The sequence below is a fragment of the Pararhizobium polonicum genome (genome assembly GCF_001687365.1).
GTDB classification, from domain to species: domain Bacteria; phylum Pseudomonadota; class Alphaproteobacteria; order Rhizobiales; family Rhizobiaceae; genus Pararhizobium; species Pararhizobium polonicum.
The window spans coordinates 582,839-598,580 of sequence record NZ_LGLV01000005.1 but is presented as its reverse complement, the minus strand read 5'-3'; the positions used below and the strand labels follow the sequence as shown (position 1 = coordinate 598,580).

Here is a 15,742-nt window from a genome sequence, read left to right as displayed (position 1 = left end):
GCTTAACGTGGAGCGCCAGCCCTGCCTCGCCGCAAACGTCTTGCGGTGTATCCGTGACAGAACGTTGCCATCATGACACAGGATGGAAACGCGGGGATCAGCGGGGATGATTTTTTGGGGGAGAAACATGACAACGCCTCTGCCGCGGCACAGATCGATCGGCCCTCTCCGGCTCGATAGCCCGGAGACTAACGAGCGCTTTCTATCGCAACCAGGATGACTGCGGTTGCAGAGAGCGCCTCATAGGAATGCGGGCCATCCGCCGGATAGCGATAATAGTCCCCGGGACTGATCTCCTCGGTCGCGCTTGCCGGCCCCAAGCGAACCGATCCGCTGATGACGACGACATGCTCGACGGTCCCCCTGGAATGGGGTTCCGCATCGCGTACCGATCCCCGCCGGAGGACAATACGATAAAGATCGCGCCGGCAGCCGGGAGGGCATTTGCTGAGAAGGACGGTGGAAAAGTCGGAGCTGTCGGAATTGAGCTTCACCCCCTCGTCAGCCCTGATCAACTGGCTATGAGACGACGCGCCTTCGAACAGAAAACTGAATGGAATTTCGAGTGCCGAAGCCAGCGCCCATAGGGTAAAGCTTTCGTCCGCAAAACTGGCCGGGGTGGCGCTGGGGGTGGCTGGCGCCGCGATCATGATCGGCCCGGGCCTGCTCTCCAACCTCGGCGGCCCTGCATGGGCCAAATTCGCGGTCATCGGAGCAGCCATCTCCTACGCTTTTGCCGTTGTATACGCGAAGCGATTCAAAGACATCAGCCCAACGGTTGTCGCCACCGGCCAACTGACCGGCGCAACGGTTCTCATGCTGCCGATCGTCCTTGCTCTCTACAATCCTGCGAATATTGTCACAGCCAGCGTCCCTGTCTGGATGGCCGTTCTTGCCCTTGCCGTCTTCACCACGGCTTTCGCTTTCATCTTGTATTTCAATCTGATCGCCTCGGCCGGCGCAACGAACGCATCGCTCGTCACATTGCTGGTCCCGGTCAGCGCCAGTCTGATCATCATCGACGGAAGGCTTTTCCTCCGCCGGTTTTCAAAAGCCCCCTGAGTTTTGCGGCAGGCTCCATCCGAAACGAATTGTCTGAACCGATATAATCCTCAACAGCTTCCGGCAGAAGCAGCATTTGGAAGCGATCAATTCCTGATGAATGTACCTTGGAAAATCCCATCACGGGCGTTCAATCCATGGACACCAACGGATATCCAAGCCTCGATTCCCTGGAAATACACCGAGAATACGTGTTGGTTTTTCACTGGCGACCGGCAGGCATCTCATGTAACCCGGAGTCTCGATTCAATGAGGATATGCCATGCGTGTGGGATTTGTTGAGTGGCCGGAAAACCTGATTGCCGACAGCGAACAGTGGGTTCAATTGGCCGACGATCTCTCCAAGGTCAAACTCGACATACTGGTCACGAATGAGCTGCCTTTCGGTCCCTGGATTGCATCGGTTCCGGATTTTGACCCTGAAGCGGCAGAGTTCAGTCTTGCGTGCCATCGGGCGGGGCTGGAGGCGCTCAAAGGGCTCAATATTCCGGCAATCATCTCTTCCCGGCCCGTTTGGGAGGGACAGCGGCTTGCAAATGAGGCTTTCAGCCTGGAAGGCGGAAGAGTCAAACATCTCCACACAAAACAGTATTTTCCCGCCGAGCCGGGCTGGCATGAGTCGAACTGGTACGCGACCCAATCGCGTGACTTCGAGCCGGCCGTGGTTGCCGGTGTATCCGTCGGGGTTCTGCTGTGCACGGAAGTGATGTTCAACGAACATGCACGCCATTACCGCAAACAAGGCGCCGAATTGATCGTTGTCCCCAGAGCCACGGGAATCCCAGTGCATGATTTCCTGACCGCCGGTGCGATGGCGGCGATTGTTTCGGGCTGCTATGTCGTCAGTCCCAACCGCGTGGGAGAAGGACCAAACGGGCCGACGTTTGGAGGGAAAGGGTTCGCGTGCGGACCCAATGGAGAATTGATCGGCATGACGTCTCCGGAAAACCCGCTTGTCGTGATCGATCTTGATATTGCTTCTGTCAAAGAGCATCAGAAAGGCTATCCCTGCTACGTCACGGAACGCATCTGATCATCAGCGGTTTCGATAGAGCTTCGGACGCTCCACGGGCGATTTTTGCGGCGGATTTTTCGCCTGCCCCATAGCCGACACATACATGCCCTCGCGGCACGGACCTATCCGGCATAAGCGACCCAGCCCTTGATGCTCAACCCTGCATAAAACAGGCTGGCATCGGAAAATCCTGCATCGGCGAGCATGGCCATCTCTTCCTCCGGCGACAGGATCGTAAGCCGGCTACCGATCGCCTGACGGGCGCTTTCCGCATGGGCAGGGTCCGTTCCATTCGAGAGGCCGTAGGCGACATGGCGGGCGATCCATATCGACCGCTCGGGCTCCGTCTGCGGGAAGCTGAGATGGACCAGGATGAGGGGCGCACCGGCCTTCAGGCGGCGCCGGATCTGCTTCAGGGTTTCGAGGCGGTGGTCATAAGGGATGAAATGGAAGGTCAGAATGGCCGTGGCCGCATCGAAAGGCCCTTCCGGGGCATCGCCGATATAACCCTCGTGGAACCGCATGCGCGCGGCGTGCGCACCCGCCACCTGTTTGGCCAGCCGAAGCATATCGGCCGATGGATCGACGCCATCGAACGACCATCCCGGATGCGCCTCTGCAAGCGCCTTGAGTTCCTGTCCGCCCCCTGCCCCCAGGATCAGCACCCGGCCATCCGGCGGGGTGCGCTCCGCCAGCAACAGCGACACCATGCGGTGAAGGCTGGCATATCCCGGAACCTGCCGTGGCGGCCCCTCCGCGTAAGAACCGGCGGCATCTGCGTCAAAGGCGGGTGGTTTCATGCGGCATGTCCTGCAAACGATGATTTCGACTCATGTAACATATAAAGTTACATGAGTCCAATATCAAGGCAGGCAGGCCTATCGCGCTGCTTCGACCGGCGAGGCGTCGGCCCGCACTGCCAGTTCCGCCAGAATGAGCGAACTGATGCCCGCGACACAGAAGCCCGCCGCCAAATTCATGGCCGTACCGTCATAGAAACTGCCGATTGCGATCGCAAACAGGGTGGCAACGAGGCTCGATCCCGACGCGATCAGCGATGCGCCCAGCCCCGCCACCTGGCCGAGAGAGCGCATCGCCATGGCATTGAGATTGCCGAACAGCACGCCGATGGCAAAGAAGGCCGAGAACATGAACACCATCAGAGCGGCAAGAGGCAGGCGGCCGCCCCAGAAGATGGAGGCGAGCAGCATCAGAAAACCGACCGATGCCAATCCGATGAAGCCGGCCCGTGCCATGGCATCCATCCCGAACCGCTGCACCAGCTTTGCATTGAGAAAGGAGGCAAGCCCTATCCCTGTGGCCAGGACGGCGAAATAGAAGGGGAAGGTTTCCCTGATCCCATAGGCGTCAAAGAACAGATCGGCGGCCGTGCTGAGATAGAGGAGCTGCGCGCCGAAGACGATCCCGGTCGCGATGATCAGCAATGTCACACGGCGTTTCGACAGGATGCGCCGGCCGTTCTGGAGCAGCAGTTTCGGCCGGAAGGAGATGCGTTTATCGGCCGGCAATGTTTCCGGTTGCCGCAGCATCAGCCAAAGGCCCAGCAGCACCGCCAGGACAAGATAGATGCCGAAGACGCTGCGCCAGCCGGCAACGGAAATCACGCCCTGCGCCAGGGCCGGAGCCAGCATCGGCACGAGAATGAAGAGCGTGAACATGAAGGACATGACACGCGCCATCGCATCACCCTCGAACTGGTCGCGAATCATGGCGCGCGTCGCGATCTTCGGACCGGAGACGCCGACGCCCTGAAGGAACCGGCCAAGGATGACCATTTCGAGCGATCCAGCCAGCATGGCAATGACGGTCCCTATCGCATAGACGCCAAGGCCGAGGACCAGCGCTTTCTTGCGCCCCATCGCATCGGACAACGGCCCGAGGAGCAGTTCGCCGAACGCCATGCCGAAAATGAACAGCGATATGATGTGCTGCGTGGAGAGCGGCGGTGCTGCGCCGACCTCCTCCCCGATCTGGCGCAATCCCGGCAGGAGCGCGTCGATGCTGACGGAGGTCAGCGAGGTCAGAAGGGCATAGAGGGCAATGCGTTCGCGAAAACTGATGGAAGATGTCATGGACTATGTGCACCGAAAAGGATTGGCCTCGACCTCTACCAGTTTTCCCGCAACGGTCTCGTCATTTTGACACGCAACTGCCAAAATTCGCGACAGGCGTCTCCATCATAAAAATCGCCCGCAAAAGCCTGGCTTCTGCGGGCGATTTCTTTTGTGATGATCAATGGTCGGCAGACAGGACGGGACCGGATGGCACCGGCCCTCCCATTCTTCAGACCAGCCGGCTCTGCTCGAGCGCCGCTTCGATGAAGCTGGCGAACAGCGGATGCGGGTCGAGCGGGCGGCTTTTCAGTTCGGGGTGATACTGGACGCCGATGAACCACGGGTGATCCGGGTATTCGACCGTTTCCGGCAGGACGCCATCCGGCGACATGCCGGAGAAATCCAGGCCGCAGGCTTCCAGGCGGTCCTTGTAGTCGACATTCACCTCGTAGCGATGGCGATGGCGCTCGGAAATCTCCGTCGAGCCGTAGATGTCGGCGATCTTGGTGCCCTTCTTGAGGCTTGCCTTGTAGGCGCCGAGACGCATGGTGCCGCCGAGGTCGCCGGAGGCTGCCCGTTTTTCCAGCGCATTGCCCTTGACCCATTCGGTCATCAGGCCGACGACCGGTTCCTCGGTCTTGCCGAATTCGGTGGACGACGCCTTCTCGATGCCGGCCAGATTGCGGGCCGCTTCGACCACCGCCATCTGCATGCCGAAGCAGATGCCGAAATAGGGCACCTTGCGCTCGCGGGCAAACCGGACCGCCTGAATCTTGCCTTCCGATCCGCGCTCGCCAAAGCCGCCGGGAACGAGAATGCCGTGGACCTTCTCAAGATAGGGTGCCGGATCTTCCTGTTCGAAGACTTCCGATTCGATCCACTCGAGCTTGACCTTGATGCGGTTGGCGATGCCGCCGTGGTACAGCGCCTCGATCAGCGACTTGTAGGCATCCTTGAGGCCGGTATACTTGCCGACGATGGCGATGGTCACCTCGCCTTCCGGCGTGCGGATGCGGTTGGCGACTTCTTCCCAGTTGCCGATGCGCGGCTTCGGGGCCGGCTCGATGCCGAAGGCGGCCAGAACCTCGTTGTCGAGGCCTTCCTTGTGATAGGCGATCGGCACGTCATAGATCGAGGCTACATCCAGCGCCTGGATGACGGCGGACGGACGGACGTTGCAGAACAGCGACAGCTTGCGGCGTTCGGCTTCCGGGATTTCCCGATCGGCGCGCACCAGCAGAATATCGGGGTGAATGCCGAGCGCCTGCAGTTCCTTGACCGAATGCTGGGTCGGCTTGGTCTTCAGTTCGCCGGCAGCTGCGATGTAAGGCATCAGCGTCAGGTGAAGATAAACAGCGGTGCCGCGCGGCAGATCGTTCTTCAGCTGGCGGATCGCCTCCATGAACGGCATGGCCTCGATATCGCCGACGGTGCCGCCGATCTCGCAGATGACGAAGTCGTAGTCGTCATTGCCTTCGGTGACGAAATTCTTGATCTCGTTGGTGACGTGCGGAATGACCTGAACGGTGGCGCCGAGATAATCGCCGCGGCGTTCCTTGTCGATGATGTTCTTGTAGATGCGGCCGGTGGTGATGTTGTCGGTCTTGGTCGCCGAGCGGCCGGTAAAGCGCTCGTAGTGGCCGAGATCGAGGTCCGTCTCCGCGCCGTCGTCGGTCACGAACACTTCGCCGTGCTGCGTCGGGCTCATGGTGCCCGGATCGACGTTCAGATAGGGGTCGAGTTTGCGAAGCCGCACCCGGTAGCCCCGGGCCTGCAGCAATGCTCCGAGAGCAGCCGCGGCGATCCCTTTTCCAAGGGAAGAAACCACGCCGCCAGTGATGAATACATATCGCGCCATGGGCTTCACCGGATACCGTTTCAAAAATGATTCCGCCACCGAAAAATTCATCTTCCAGAATTTTTTCGTTCAAAAGGTTCAGGCAGCCGGAATTCAAACAAAAGAAAACCGGCGGAAGACTGGCTTCCGCCGGCGATTATATCTGTACGTGACCTTACTGGCCGCTTGGAACGTCCGAGCCGGATGTGGCCGGCTTCGTCTCGGTCGTGGCCGGCGTCTGTGTCGCAGGGGTCTCGGTCTGCGTGGCAGGCGTCTGGGTGGCCGGAGCCGTTGCCGGCGTCTGTGTGTTGGCGCCGGACTGCGCCGGTGTCTGGGCAGGCGTTTCGCCAGCAGGCGGCGTCGTGCCGCCGCCGAGCGAATCAAGCACACCCTTGCCGTTGTTGGTCGTGCCGGGGATGCGGTCGAGAACGTCGGTCGCACTCGGCTGGTAGCGGGCCAGAATGCCCATGCCAAGCGCCAGAACGAAGAACAGGGCCGCAAGGATCGCCGTGGTGCGGGTCAGTGCATTGGCCGTGCCGCGCGCGGACATGAAGCCCGAACCGCCGCCAATGCCGAGGCCGCCGCCTTCGGAGCGCTGAATGAGCACGACGCCGATCAGCGCCAGCACAACCATGAGATAGATGACAAGCAATACGGTCTGCATTTTGTCCAGTCCTGCCTTAGACCACGCTTCGTCCGGCTTGTCAGAAAGCCAAGATCAGACACGCGATCGAGTGATCGTCCGGCATGGGAGACGCAGCGAAATTGCCAAGGCACGTTTCAGCGTCCGCTCCACGCGGCAAAGATTAGTGTTGCGGCTGCATATACCAAGCCACCGCGCATTAAAAGCCCCTACAGCGCCGCGCGTCGAACATGACACGCAAAAGGCGCTGTAGAACTTTGAAGATGCTGCATAAATTATGCAGCGGCCGCCGGTCGGCGAACCTAAGCCGTCAATTCTTCATACGCCCGGTAGATGGCGAGGAAGTCGTCGGCTTTCAAGCTTGCGCCGCCAATCAGTGCGCCATCGACATTGGCAACGCCCATCAGCTCCTTCGCATTGCCCGGCTTGACCGAGCCGCCATAGAGAATGCGCATCTTGGCGCCGGCTGCGCCGAAGCGCTCAATCAACTCCTTGCGCTGGAAGGCATGGGCCTCCTCGACATCGGCCGCCGTCGGCGTCAGGCCGGTACCGATCGCCCAGACAGGCTCATAGGCGATGACGGTGTTTTCAGCGGTAGCGCTGTCGGGAACCGAGCCGGCCAGCTGACGCTTCAGCACGTCCAGCGTCTGGCCTGCCTTGCGCTCATCGCCGGTCTCGCCGATGCAGATGATGGCGACCAGATCGGCCGCAAACGCGGCTTCAGCCTTTGCGCGCACCAGAGCGTCGGTTTCGGCATGGTCGGTGCGGCGCTCGGAATGGCCGACGATGACGTGGGTGCCGAAACAATCCGCGATCATTTCAGCCGAGACGTCGCCGGTATGGGCACCGGAGACCTTTTCGTGGCAGTCCTGCGCGCCGATCAGAAGCGGGCTGTCGTCGCAAAGCGCGGTTGCCACGTAAAGCAGCGTCGCTGGTGGGCAGATCAGCGTTTCGACCTTGTCCGACAGGCTCGTCTTGACACCCTCAGCCATTGCCTTGATCTGATCGAGCGAAGCCCGCAGACCGTTCATTTTCCAGTTTCCAGCAACAAGCGGCCTGACTTCGGGCGTCATATCGTCTCCTCAAGGGTGTTGTCCTTTTCCCAGGCTAGGCCCTAGCAAATAAGCCGGGCAAAGAAAAGCGCGTCCGGCAGCAGCCATCGCGAAACCGTGAGGGACTAAATGCTGGTTCAGGCGCGTCCAAGCGAGAATGACTTATCCGAACCGACCGGGGAGACCTTCATGCTGCGCAACAGGCGGGACGCTTTTGGATGGGGCACGATCGCCCTGCATTGGACCATTGCTCTTCTCATCATCGGACTGATCGTACTCGGCTATGTGATGACCCGGCCGAATATCGATCCGGCGCTGCAATTCGACCTCTACCAATGGCACAAGTCGTTCGGCTTCACGGCGCTGGCTCTTTCCGTCATCCGGGTCATCTGGTGGCTGGCGAACAAACATCCGGCGCCGGTTGCCGGTCTCTCCACGCTGGAGAAACGCGCAAGCGCCATCACTCATCGGCTGCTCATCGGCTTGACCATCGCCGTGCCGTTGGCCGGCTGGGCGCTGGCGTCGACCTCGACGCTGGGCATCCCGACCTTGTTCTTCAATCGTTTTGTCATTCCGCATCTGCCGATGGAAAAATCGGCTGGTGCCGAGGCGTTCTGGACAAACGCGCATGCAATCCTCGCCTATGGGCTGGCGGGTCTCGTCCTGCTGCATGCGGCAGCAGCCCTCTTCCATCACGTCCTGCGGCGAGACATGGTCCTCGCACGGATGCTGCGAAGCGAGCGGCGTCAGAGATAGGAATATTCCGGCAGCATTCTGCGTCACACGACAACAGGACCCAAGCAACCGGAAAGAAAGCCCATGCCCCTACGTTTCCCCTTCGTGTTCGCCGCCGCCGCGATACTGGCCGGTTTTTCGATCCAGCCGGCCATAGCGCTGGCAAAGGCACCGAGCCTCGACGATGCGGCGGGCCGCTATGACATCGACGGATCCTCGCAGATCAATTTCTCGGTCGGCCAGGTCGGCGGCGGCGGCATTTCCGGGAAGTTCGGCAAATTTTCCGGCACGTTCCAGCTGGATGGACAGGATATCGGCCGCTCCGTCGTCGAATTCGCGCTGTTCCCCGAAACGGTGCAGACGGGCGAGCCCCGCATCGAGAACTTCCTGCGCTCCAGCGCCGTCTTCGATACCGCGAACCACCCAAAGATCACCTTCCGCTCGACCAAGATCACCCAGACGGGCGACGACACGGCCGAGATCGAGGGCAACCTGACGGCAAAGGGCACCACCAGAACCGAACATTTCGAGGCCAAGCTGACGAAATGGAACCGGCGCGTCATCAGCTTTCACATCCAGGGCGGTGTCTACCGCACCCGCTACGACATGTCGGTCGGAATCCCGATCTATTCCAACATCGTGCAATTCGACATGACGGTGAACGGACAAAAGCATTAGGACAACGGGACGGCGCAAAGGCAGTCGACAGCCCTATCGTGCCGCCAGCCGCAATGCTGTTCCTGCGGGAACACGCCTGCATCCCCATCCACGACCATAATGCGCTGAAAGAAAAAGCTTTGCCCGCCCGGGAATTGACCGCGTATCCATGCGCTCCTAATCTTTGCGGGCATTGCATATTTTTCACTTCATTCATGGCCTGGGAGATCCGGGGCGAACAGATGCAGTATCATTTTCTCATATCCCTGATTTTATCTCTCAACACCCTTCCGATCGCCGCGCGCGCGCAGGAAGTCTTGACCACGGCAACGCCCGGTTTGCTGGTCCGCTCGCTCGATCCGGCGATCGTGCAGAAGGAAAAGACGCGCGGCCTGAAAATCATTGGCGCCAAGGACCTGGAGACGATCAACGCTTATGGCGACAAACTCGCTGCCACGGTCAATCTCGCCGTCAACTTTCACTTCGGTTCGGCCGAACTGACGCCGCAGGCACAGCGCCTGCTCGACAGCGTCGGCACAGCGCTGCAATCAAACGACCTTGCCCCCTACCGTTTCCTGATCGGCGGCCATACGGACGCTGCTGGCACCGACAGCGACAATCTCGAGCTCAGCCGGGCGCGGGCCGCCTCGACGACGCAGTATCTGCTGACCCATTACAAGATCGACCCGCGACGGCTGGTCTTGCGCGCTTTCGGCGAAACCGCCCTGCTCTTCCCGAATGATCCCGAGGATGGCCGCAACCGCCGGGTCGAAATCTCCACGCTGAAATAGCACCATCCGGACGGGCCGAATCAAAAGGGGCACGGCGTTTGCGACGCCATACCCCTTGTTTCGCAGATGCTTTTTCGCAGACGATTGTCAGCCGATCTGGCTGCCGACAAAATCCTTGACGATGCGGATGATGCCACGGCCGAGAAGCGCATCCAGCGCATCGACGAACTGGTCGACATGCTGGCGTTCGCAGATCAGCGGCGGTTCGAGGCGGATGACGTTGCGATTGTATTCCGTGAAGGCAACTAGCGTATCGTAGTCGCGCAGCAACAACGCGCCGATGAAACCGGACAGCGAGCCCTTCAGCTTGTCGTCGAGAACAGAGACGACCGGGCGAAGCACCATCGGCAGGGTCTGGCTGAAATCCTGGAATTCCAGACCGACCATCAGGCCCTGGCCGCGAACATCCTTGATGATCTTCGGATATTTCGCCTTCAGCGCATTCAGCCGTTCGAGCAGGTATTCGCCCTGCACGGCGGCGTTTTCGATCAGGTCCTCGTCATACATGATGTTGAGACCCTCGATCGCGGTGATGCAGGCCTCGCCGATGCCGCCGAAGGTGGCATGCGCGTGGATCATCGCCGTGTTCTTGGTGCCATAGGCCTTCATGTAGACGTCGCGCCGGGCGATCATCGCCGCCATGGCCGACTTGCCGCCGCCGAGCGACTTGGCGAGTGCCGTCACATCCGGAACGACGCCGGCATGTTCGAAGGCGAAGAAGCGGCCGGACCGGCCCATGCCGCACTGAACCTCGTCGGCAACCCAGATGACGCCGTGCTTGTCGCAGAGCGCACGAACCTCGCGCCAGAACTCCGGCGATGCCTGGACGATGCCGCCGCCGCCCTGGATGGTCTCGAGAACCAGCACGCCGATCGTCGGATCGCGCTCGAAGGCGTTGCGGATGGCATCGATATCGCCGAACGGCACCTTGACGTTGTTGTCGAGCAGCTTGAATTCGCCGCGATAGAGCGGGCCGTCGGTGATCGACAGGACACCCTTGGTCTTTCCGTGGAAGGAATTCTCGGCATAGACGATGCGCGGGCGCTTCGGACCGGCGGCGCGTTCGGCAACTTTCAGGGCCGCTTCCATGGCCTCCGAACCGGAGGAGCCGAGGAACACCATGTCGAGATCGCCGGGGGCAATCGTCGCAAGATTCTTGGCCAGCGCTGCCGCATATTGCGACAGAAAAGCGATGGCGATCTCGTGGCGGTTCTCGTCCTGGAATTTTTTACGCGCCGACAGGATGCGGGGATGGTTATGGCCGAAGGCGAGCGAGCCGAAGCCGCCGAAGAAATCGAGGATCTTGCGGCCGTTCTGGTCGGTGTAATACATGCCCTCGGCGCTTTCGACCTTCACCTTGTTGAAGCCGAGCAGCTTCATGAAGTGAAGCTGGCCGGGGTTGAGGTGATCCTTGAACAGCGTCGTCATGTCGGCAAGGCTCATGGCCTTGGCCTGTTCTACGGTAATCAGGTCAGGCTTGGCGATGCCGCCGGCAAGGGCGGGTGCGTCAATGGCGACGCGAGCTGGCTGATCGAGCATTGTCGTTGTCCCCTGGTTCATTCGGCCGGTACGGCGGATGTGTGTGCATAGACCTTGCCGGCCTTCTTGGCGCGGTACTCGTCATAGGCCGCGATCAGCATGGCGCCGTCATTGTACTCAGCCTTCCAGCCGAGCTCGCTCTTCAGCTTGCCGGTTTCGCGGATACACATCTCGTCGGCGATCAGGTACTGTTCCGGATCCATGATCGGCATGTTGATGAAGTCGAAGGCCGCCAGCGTCGCCTTGACCGCAAAGGCCGGCGTCGGCAGCAGGAACGACTTGGAGCCGGCATGGACGATCAGGTCGCCGAGCAGCTTCTTCACCGAGGGCGGATTGTCGGAGCCGAGATTGTAGGCTTCGTTCGGCACGCCGCCCTTCCAGGCGAGACGGGCAGCCTCGGCGCAATCGAACACCGAGATGAACTGGTACGGGTTCTTGCCCGAACCGATCATCGGTACCGGCAGGTTGGCGTCGATCAGCTTGAACAGCTTTTCCAGAATGCCGAGACGGCCGGGCCCGATGATCAGGCGTGGGCGGAAGATCGAGATGTTCATGCCCTGCTTGCGCCATTCGGCGGCGAGCTGCTCGGTCGCCCATTTCGACTTGCCATATTCGCCGAGCGGCTTGGCCGGATGCGCCTCGGTCTGCGGCGACATGACCGTGTGGCCGTAGATCATGTCGGTGGTGAACTGCACCAGCCGGTTGGCGCCGGACTTTGCCGTCGCCTTCATGATGTTCTCGGCGCCGTAATAATTCACCGGCCAGAAGAACTCCCAGCGCTTGGCGCGCACCTGCAGCGGCGACAGCATCTTGGCCGCCATGTTGTAGACCATGTCGTCCGGGCCGATCTCGACCTTCATCACGTCGTCCGGATTGGTCACGTCGCAATGGACGAAACGGGCACGGGCATAGTGCGGCAGGTCGGATTTGGCGATGTCGGCGACAAGGACCTCCTCGCCATCATTGACGAGACGTTCTGCCAGATGACGGCCGACGAAACCGTCGCCGCCGAAAATGATATGTTTCATGATGCGCTCCCGATTTTTGCTGTTTTTGCGCCCGAGGCTTCAATCGAAGGCTGGTCGTCATGTGAAGACATGCCGGATTGGGCGATGAGAATGGTGCCGACGCAGATGAAGCCGATGCCGGCGATGCGCCAGGCATTCAGATCCTCTTTGAAGACGAAATAGGCAAAGACGGCCACAGCCACATAGGCGAGGCTGAGGAATGGATAGGCAAAGGAGAGTTCCACCTTCGACAGGACGTAGAGATGCGAAACCATCGAAATGACGAAGGTCGCAAGTCCGGCGAAGACCCAGGGGTTGAAAACCACCTGGAAGATGCGGGCAATGACAGTATCAGCCGTGAAGCTCAACGGTCCGAGCGACAGCATGCCCTGTTTCAGCATGACCTGTGCCGCCGCGTTGGTCAGTACGGTGAAGAGAATGAATAGAATATACTTCATGTCGATGTTCCCTGTTCCCATCCAGACACCTACACGCAAGAGCGGTATATTTCGTGAAATTCCCGTGTTTATTTAATTCAATTTGTAACGAGTCTCATTTCGGCAAAGCCAGGGCGGTTCTCTTCCAGAAGTTGGAAACCATCGCCGGATCGCGCAGTTCTTCCAGTTTCCGCCACTGCGGGAACGAAGAAGCAAAGGTTTGCGGGCTCATCCGGGCATCCTTGTAGGGATTGATGGCGCCGCCGGCCTCGATCACCATCGCATCGAGCACATTCAGAAGTTTAAGGGTCCGTTCACCCTGATTGGCGAAATCCAGCGTCAGCGTGAAGCCGGGCCGCGGGAAGGACAAAAGCCCGGCCGATTTCTGCCCGCCGAACTTCTTCAGCACGGTGAGAAAGGACGCATGGCCTGCCTTGCGGGCCGTCTCCAGCAGCCGTGCCGTCAGCTCAGGCGCGGTATCCGCCGGATAGACGCTCTGGTGCTGGTAGAGGCCCTTGGGGCCATACAGCCTGTTCCAGTGGCCGATCGCATCCAGCGGATGGAAATAGCCCGGCCACTTGACCGTCGTCACCGTCTCGCCGCGCTTTTCCTTGCGGAAGTAGACTTCGTTGAAGGCTTTCAGCGTTACCGTGTTGAGCAGGTTGAACGGCGGCGACAGCGGTACCGACAGCTTCAGGGAGCGCGGCATGTCCGGAAATTCGCAGGACGCATCGGCATGGTCGCCGGCCAGCAGAACGCCCCTGCCCGCCCGCCTGCCGGTCGCCAGCTGGTCGATCCAGGCGACCGAATATTCATGTTCGCCGTCGACCGCCTCGACCATGCCGAAATAGTCTTCCAGCCGGTCGAAACGGATGGCGTGCTGCTGGATATGCGCCGATGGAACCTTCATCAGCTGCACATCGACCGACAGGATCAGTCCCGTCAGCCCCATGCCGCTGATGGTGGCGTGGAACAGGTCGTGGTTTTCCGTCGCCGAGCAGGTCAGCAGCTCGCCGGTGGAGCGCAGCAGCGTCAGGCTGAGGACATGCTTGCCGAAGGTGCCGCGTGCATGATGGTTCTTGCCGTGGACGTCGTTGGCGACCGCACCCGCCACCGTGACCGCGGCGGTTCCCGGTGTGACCGGCAGGAAGAAGCGATGCGGGATTGCTTGCTCAAGGATGGAACGGAGCGTCACGCCCGCATCGCAGGAGACAATTCCGGTGCCCGGATCGAAGCCGAGGATACGCGAGCGCAGCCGGCCGTCGATCAGCCTGCCCTGGTCGTTGTGGCAGCTGTCGCCATAGGAGCGGCCATTGCCGAACGGCAGGAATGCGCCTGATGTTGCCGTTTCGCGCAGGTTCTCATAGGCATCCGGAGACACGGCCTGCCGCGTTTGACGGTCGATCCGGCCCCAGCTATCAAAGTCAGCAGCAGTCATCATCGTCCCAATGTACCGGCCAGCACCAGCGCCGCGCCGATCGCCATGGTCACAAGGCTGCGCCAGTCGCGCATGATGAACACGACCGGATCCTCATGCAGCATGCGGCGGCGGGCGAGCATCCAGATTCTCAAAAGCATGTACAGTACCAGCGGGCAGAGCGGCCACAATGCCCAGGGCAGCGTGTACATTTCCTGCATTTCCTTGCTGTGGATATAGAGCGCCAGAACCAGCGCCGAGGCAAAAGCGGAGGATATGCCCGCCTGCCCCACCATTTCGAAATCGACGGCCAGATAGCCGCGCCCCGGCACCTGATTGCCGTCGCGCCCGTCATAATCGTCGAGCTCGACATAACGCTTGACCAGCGCCAAGCTGAGGAAAAAGAACACCGAGAACGACAACAGCCAGAAGGACAGCGCCGTATCGGTGGCGGCGGCACCGGCGATGATGCGCACCGTATAGAGCCCCGCCAGCGTAAAGACGTCCACCAGCAGCTTGCGCTTGAGCACGAAGGTATAGGCCGTTGTCGCCACGGCATAAAAGCCGAGCACGAGGGCAAAATCCGAGGGCAGCACGGCGGTCAGCGACAGCGAGGCGACCAGCAGGCAGAGCGCGATCACCAGTCCCATCGGCACGGACATCTGGCCGCTGGCCAGAGGCCTGTTGCGCTTGGTCGGATGGCGCCGGTCATTGGTGAGATCAGACAGATCGTTGATGACGTAGACGGCCGAGGCGAGGAAGCTGAAAGCGAAGAAGGCGATGATCACGTTGACCACCGCATCCAGCTGCAGGATGTCGTGATTGAGCACCATCGGCACGCCGATCAGCACGTTCTTTGCCCATTGATGCACGCGGATCGATTTGAGCGCGGCGAAACGGCTGGTCCTGCCGGTATCGAGCCGCTCGGCATCATGGGCACGCCGCCATTTTTCAGCGGCCGCATCCGGCGCCACGACGATCGCCTTGCGGGCGGCGTCGAAGACCGGCACGTCGTCGCGGCTGTTGCCCATATAGTCGAAAGCACCCTCGCCGAACTGCTCGATCAGTTTTTCGCGCTTGCGGCGGCTGGTGAGATTGATTTCTGTCGAGCTGTGAAGAACGGAGGAAAAAAGACCGGTATGGGCCGCAACCCCAAGCGCCACGCTTTCGGCGGCACCGGTGACGAGAATGACCTGCCGGCCGGTTTCGCGCTCACGCGCCAGGCGCTTCAGCACTGCATCGCGATAGGGCCAGTCGGCCGCCTGGCGTCCGGAGCGCGCCGCCACCTCATGTTTCAGCCGGGCCTTGCCCTTGGACATCCAGAACAGGATGGCAAACAGCATCAGGGGATTGCGCAAGAGAATGATCGCCACGCCCTCCCAGAGCGTGTCGGCGGCAAGCAACGTGCCGTCGAGATCGACGCACAGCGGAATATGCCGCGTTTCAGTTCGAGCATCCATAAGATCAAACCCCGA

At 60.6% G+C, this 15,742-nt stretch carries 15 protein-coding genes and 1 pseudogene; 5 read left to right on the top strand and 11 right to left on the bottom strand.

Annotated elements, in window-relative coordinates:
* Positions 1 to 188: 188 nt before the first annotated feature.
* Positions 189 to 650, bottom strand: coding sequence for a cupin domain-containing protein (locus ADU59_RS30240; protein WP_139093159.1), 462 nt, complete (start codon positions 648 to 650; stop codon positions 189 to 191).
* Between ADU59_RS30240 and ADU59_RS08865 the strand changes: the two are divergent.
* Positions 568 to 1,062, top strand: a pseudogene (locus tag ADU59_RS08865) (EamA family transporter); the annotation flags it as partial. The gene ADU59_RS30240 and the pseudogene ADU59_RS08865 sit on opposite strands and share 83 nt — an antisense overlap.
* Positions 1,063 to 1,324: 262 nt before the next feature.
* Positions 1,325 to 2,095: a carbon-nitrogen hydrolase family protein gene (locus ADU59_RS08860; protein ID WP_068953699.1), complete on the top strand. Its 771-nt coding sequence runs from the start codon at positions 1,325 to 1,327 to the stop codon at positions 2,093 to 2,095.
* A 104-nt stretch (positions 2,096 to 2,199) separates the two neighbouring features.
* On the opposite strand, the gene ADU59_RS08855 is transcribed toward ADU59_RS08860, so the two are convergent.
* The 5 genes from ADU59_RS08855 to tpiA all read right to left on the bottom strand — a co-directional run bounded on the left by ADU59_RS08855 (position 2,200) and on the right by tpiA (position 7,705).
* The gene (locus ADU59_RS08855) at positions 2,200 to 2,877 is read right to left on the bottom strand and encodes a class I SAM-dependent methyltransferase (protein ID WP_068953697.1); all 678 of its coding nucleotides are present in this window, start codon (positions 2,875 to 2,877) and stop codon (positions 2,200 to 2,202) included.
* Between the two features lie 78 nt (positions 2,878 to 2,955).
* Positions 2,956 to 4,170: a multidrug effflux MFS transporter gene (locus tag ADU59_RS08850; protein ID WP_068953695.1), complete on the bottom strand. Its 1,215-nt coding sequence runs from the start codon at positions 4,168 to 4,170 to the stop codon at positions 2,956 to 2,958.
* A 211-nt stretch (positions 4,171 to 4,381) separates the two neighbouring features.
* On the bottom strand, positions 4,382 to 6,010 hold the full coding sequence (locus tag ADU59_RS08845; protein ID WP_068953767.1) for a CTP synthase: 1,629 nt from the start codon (positions 6,008 to 6,010) through the stop codon (positions 4,382 to 4,384).
* 154 nt (positions 6,011 to 6,164) lie between these two features.
* A complete protein-coding gene (secG, locus tag ADU59_RS08840) occupies positions 6,165 to 6,653 on the bottom strand; it encodes a preprotein translocase subunit SecG (RefSeq protein ID WP_068953693.1) in 489 nt (162 codons plus the stop codon).
* Between the two features lie 281 nt (positions 6,654 to 6,934).
* The gene (tpiA, locus tag ADU59_RS08835) at positions 6,935 to 7,705 is read right to left on the bottom strand and encodes a triose-phosphate isomerase (protein ID WP_068953691.1); all 771 of its coding nucleotides are present in this window, start codon (positions 7,703 to 7,705) and stop codon (positions 6,935 to 6,937) included.
* A gap of 168 nt (positions 7,706 to 7,873) precedes the next feature.
* Here tpiA and ADU59_RS08830 point away from each other — a divergent pair, with 168 nt between their 5' ends.
* From ADU59_RS08830 to ADU59_RS08820, 3 genes are all read left to right on the top strand, one after another.
* The gene (locus ADU59_RS08830; RefSeq protein WP_068953766.1) at positions 7,874 to 8,440 is read left to right on the top strand and encodes a cytochrome b; all 567 of its coding nucleotides are present in this window, start codon (positions 7,874 to 7,876) and stop codon (positions 8,438 to 8,440) included.
* A gap of 63 nt (positions 8,441 to 8,503) precedes the next feature.
* On the top strand, positions 8,504 to 9,097 hold the full coding sequence (locus tag ADU59_RS08825; protein WP_068953689.1) for a YceI family protein: 594 nt from the start codon (positions 8,504 to 8,506) through the stop codon (positions 9,095 to 9,097).
* Between the two features lie 221 nt (positions 9,098 to 9,318).
* Positions 9,319 to 9,867 (top strand): OmpA family protein, encoded by a 549-nt coding sequence (locus ADU59_RS08820; protein WP_158515707.1) that lies wholly within the window; start codon positions 9,319 to 9,321, stop codon positions 9,865 to 9,867.
* An 87-nt stretch (positions 9,868 to 9,954) separates the two neighbouring features.
* Here the strand turns inward: ADU59_RS08820 and ADU59_RS08815 are convergent, their stop codons facing one another.
* The 5 genes from ADU59_RS08815 to ADU59_RS08795 all read right to left on the bottom strand — a co-directional run bounded on the left by ADU59_RS08815 (position 9,955) and on the right by ADU59_RS08795 (position 15,727).
* Positions 9,955 to 11,406, bottom strand: a complete 1,452-nt coding sequence (locus ADU59_RS08815; RefSeq protein ID WP_193427071.1) for an aspartate aminotransferase family protein — start codon at positions 11,404 to 11,406, stop codon at positions 9,955 to 9,957.
* Positions 11,407 to 11,423: 17 nt separating this feature from the next.
* Positions 11,424 to 12,434, bottom strand: a complete 1,011-nt coding sequence (locus ADU59_RS08810; RefSeq protein ID WP_068953683.1) for an NAD-dependent epimerase/dehydratase family protein — start codon at positions 12,432 to 12,434, stop codon at positions 11,424 to 11,426.
* Positions 12,431 to 12,871, bottom strand: a complete 441-nt coding sequence (locus tag ADU59_RS08805) for an EamA family transporter (protein WP_068953681.1) — start codon at positions 12,869 to 12,871, stop codon at positions 12,431 to 12,433. The genes ADU59_RS08810 and ADU59_RS08805 overlap by 4 nt, the downstream gene beginning before the upstream one ends.
* A gap of 94 nt (positions 12,872 to 12,965) precedes the next feature.
* Positions 12,966 to 14,288 carry an FAD-binding oxidoreductase gene (locus ADU59_RS08800; RefSeq protein ID WP_068953678.1) on the bottom strand — a complete coding sequence of 441 codons (1,323 nt, stop codon included), beginning with the start codon at positions 14,286 to 14,288 and terminating at the stop codon, positions 12,966 to 12,968.
* Positions 14,288 to 15,727: a UbiA family prenyltransferase gene (locus tag ADU59_RS08795; protein ID WP_068953676.1), complete on the bottom strand. Its 1,440-nt coding sequence runs from the start codon at positions 15,725 to 15,727 to the stop codon at positions 14,288 to 14,290. The genes ADU59_RS08800 and ADU59_RS08795 overlap by 1 nt, the downstream gene beginning before the upstream one ends.
* Positions 15,728 to 15,742 lie beyond the last annotated feature (15 nt).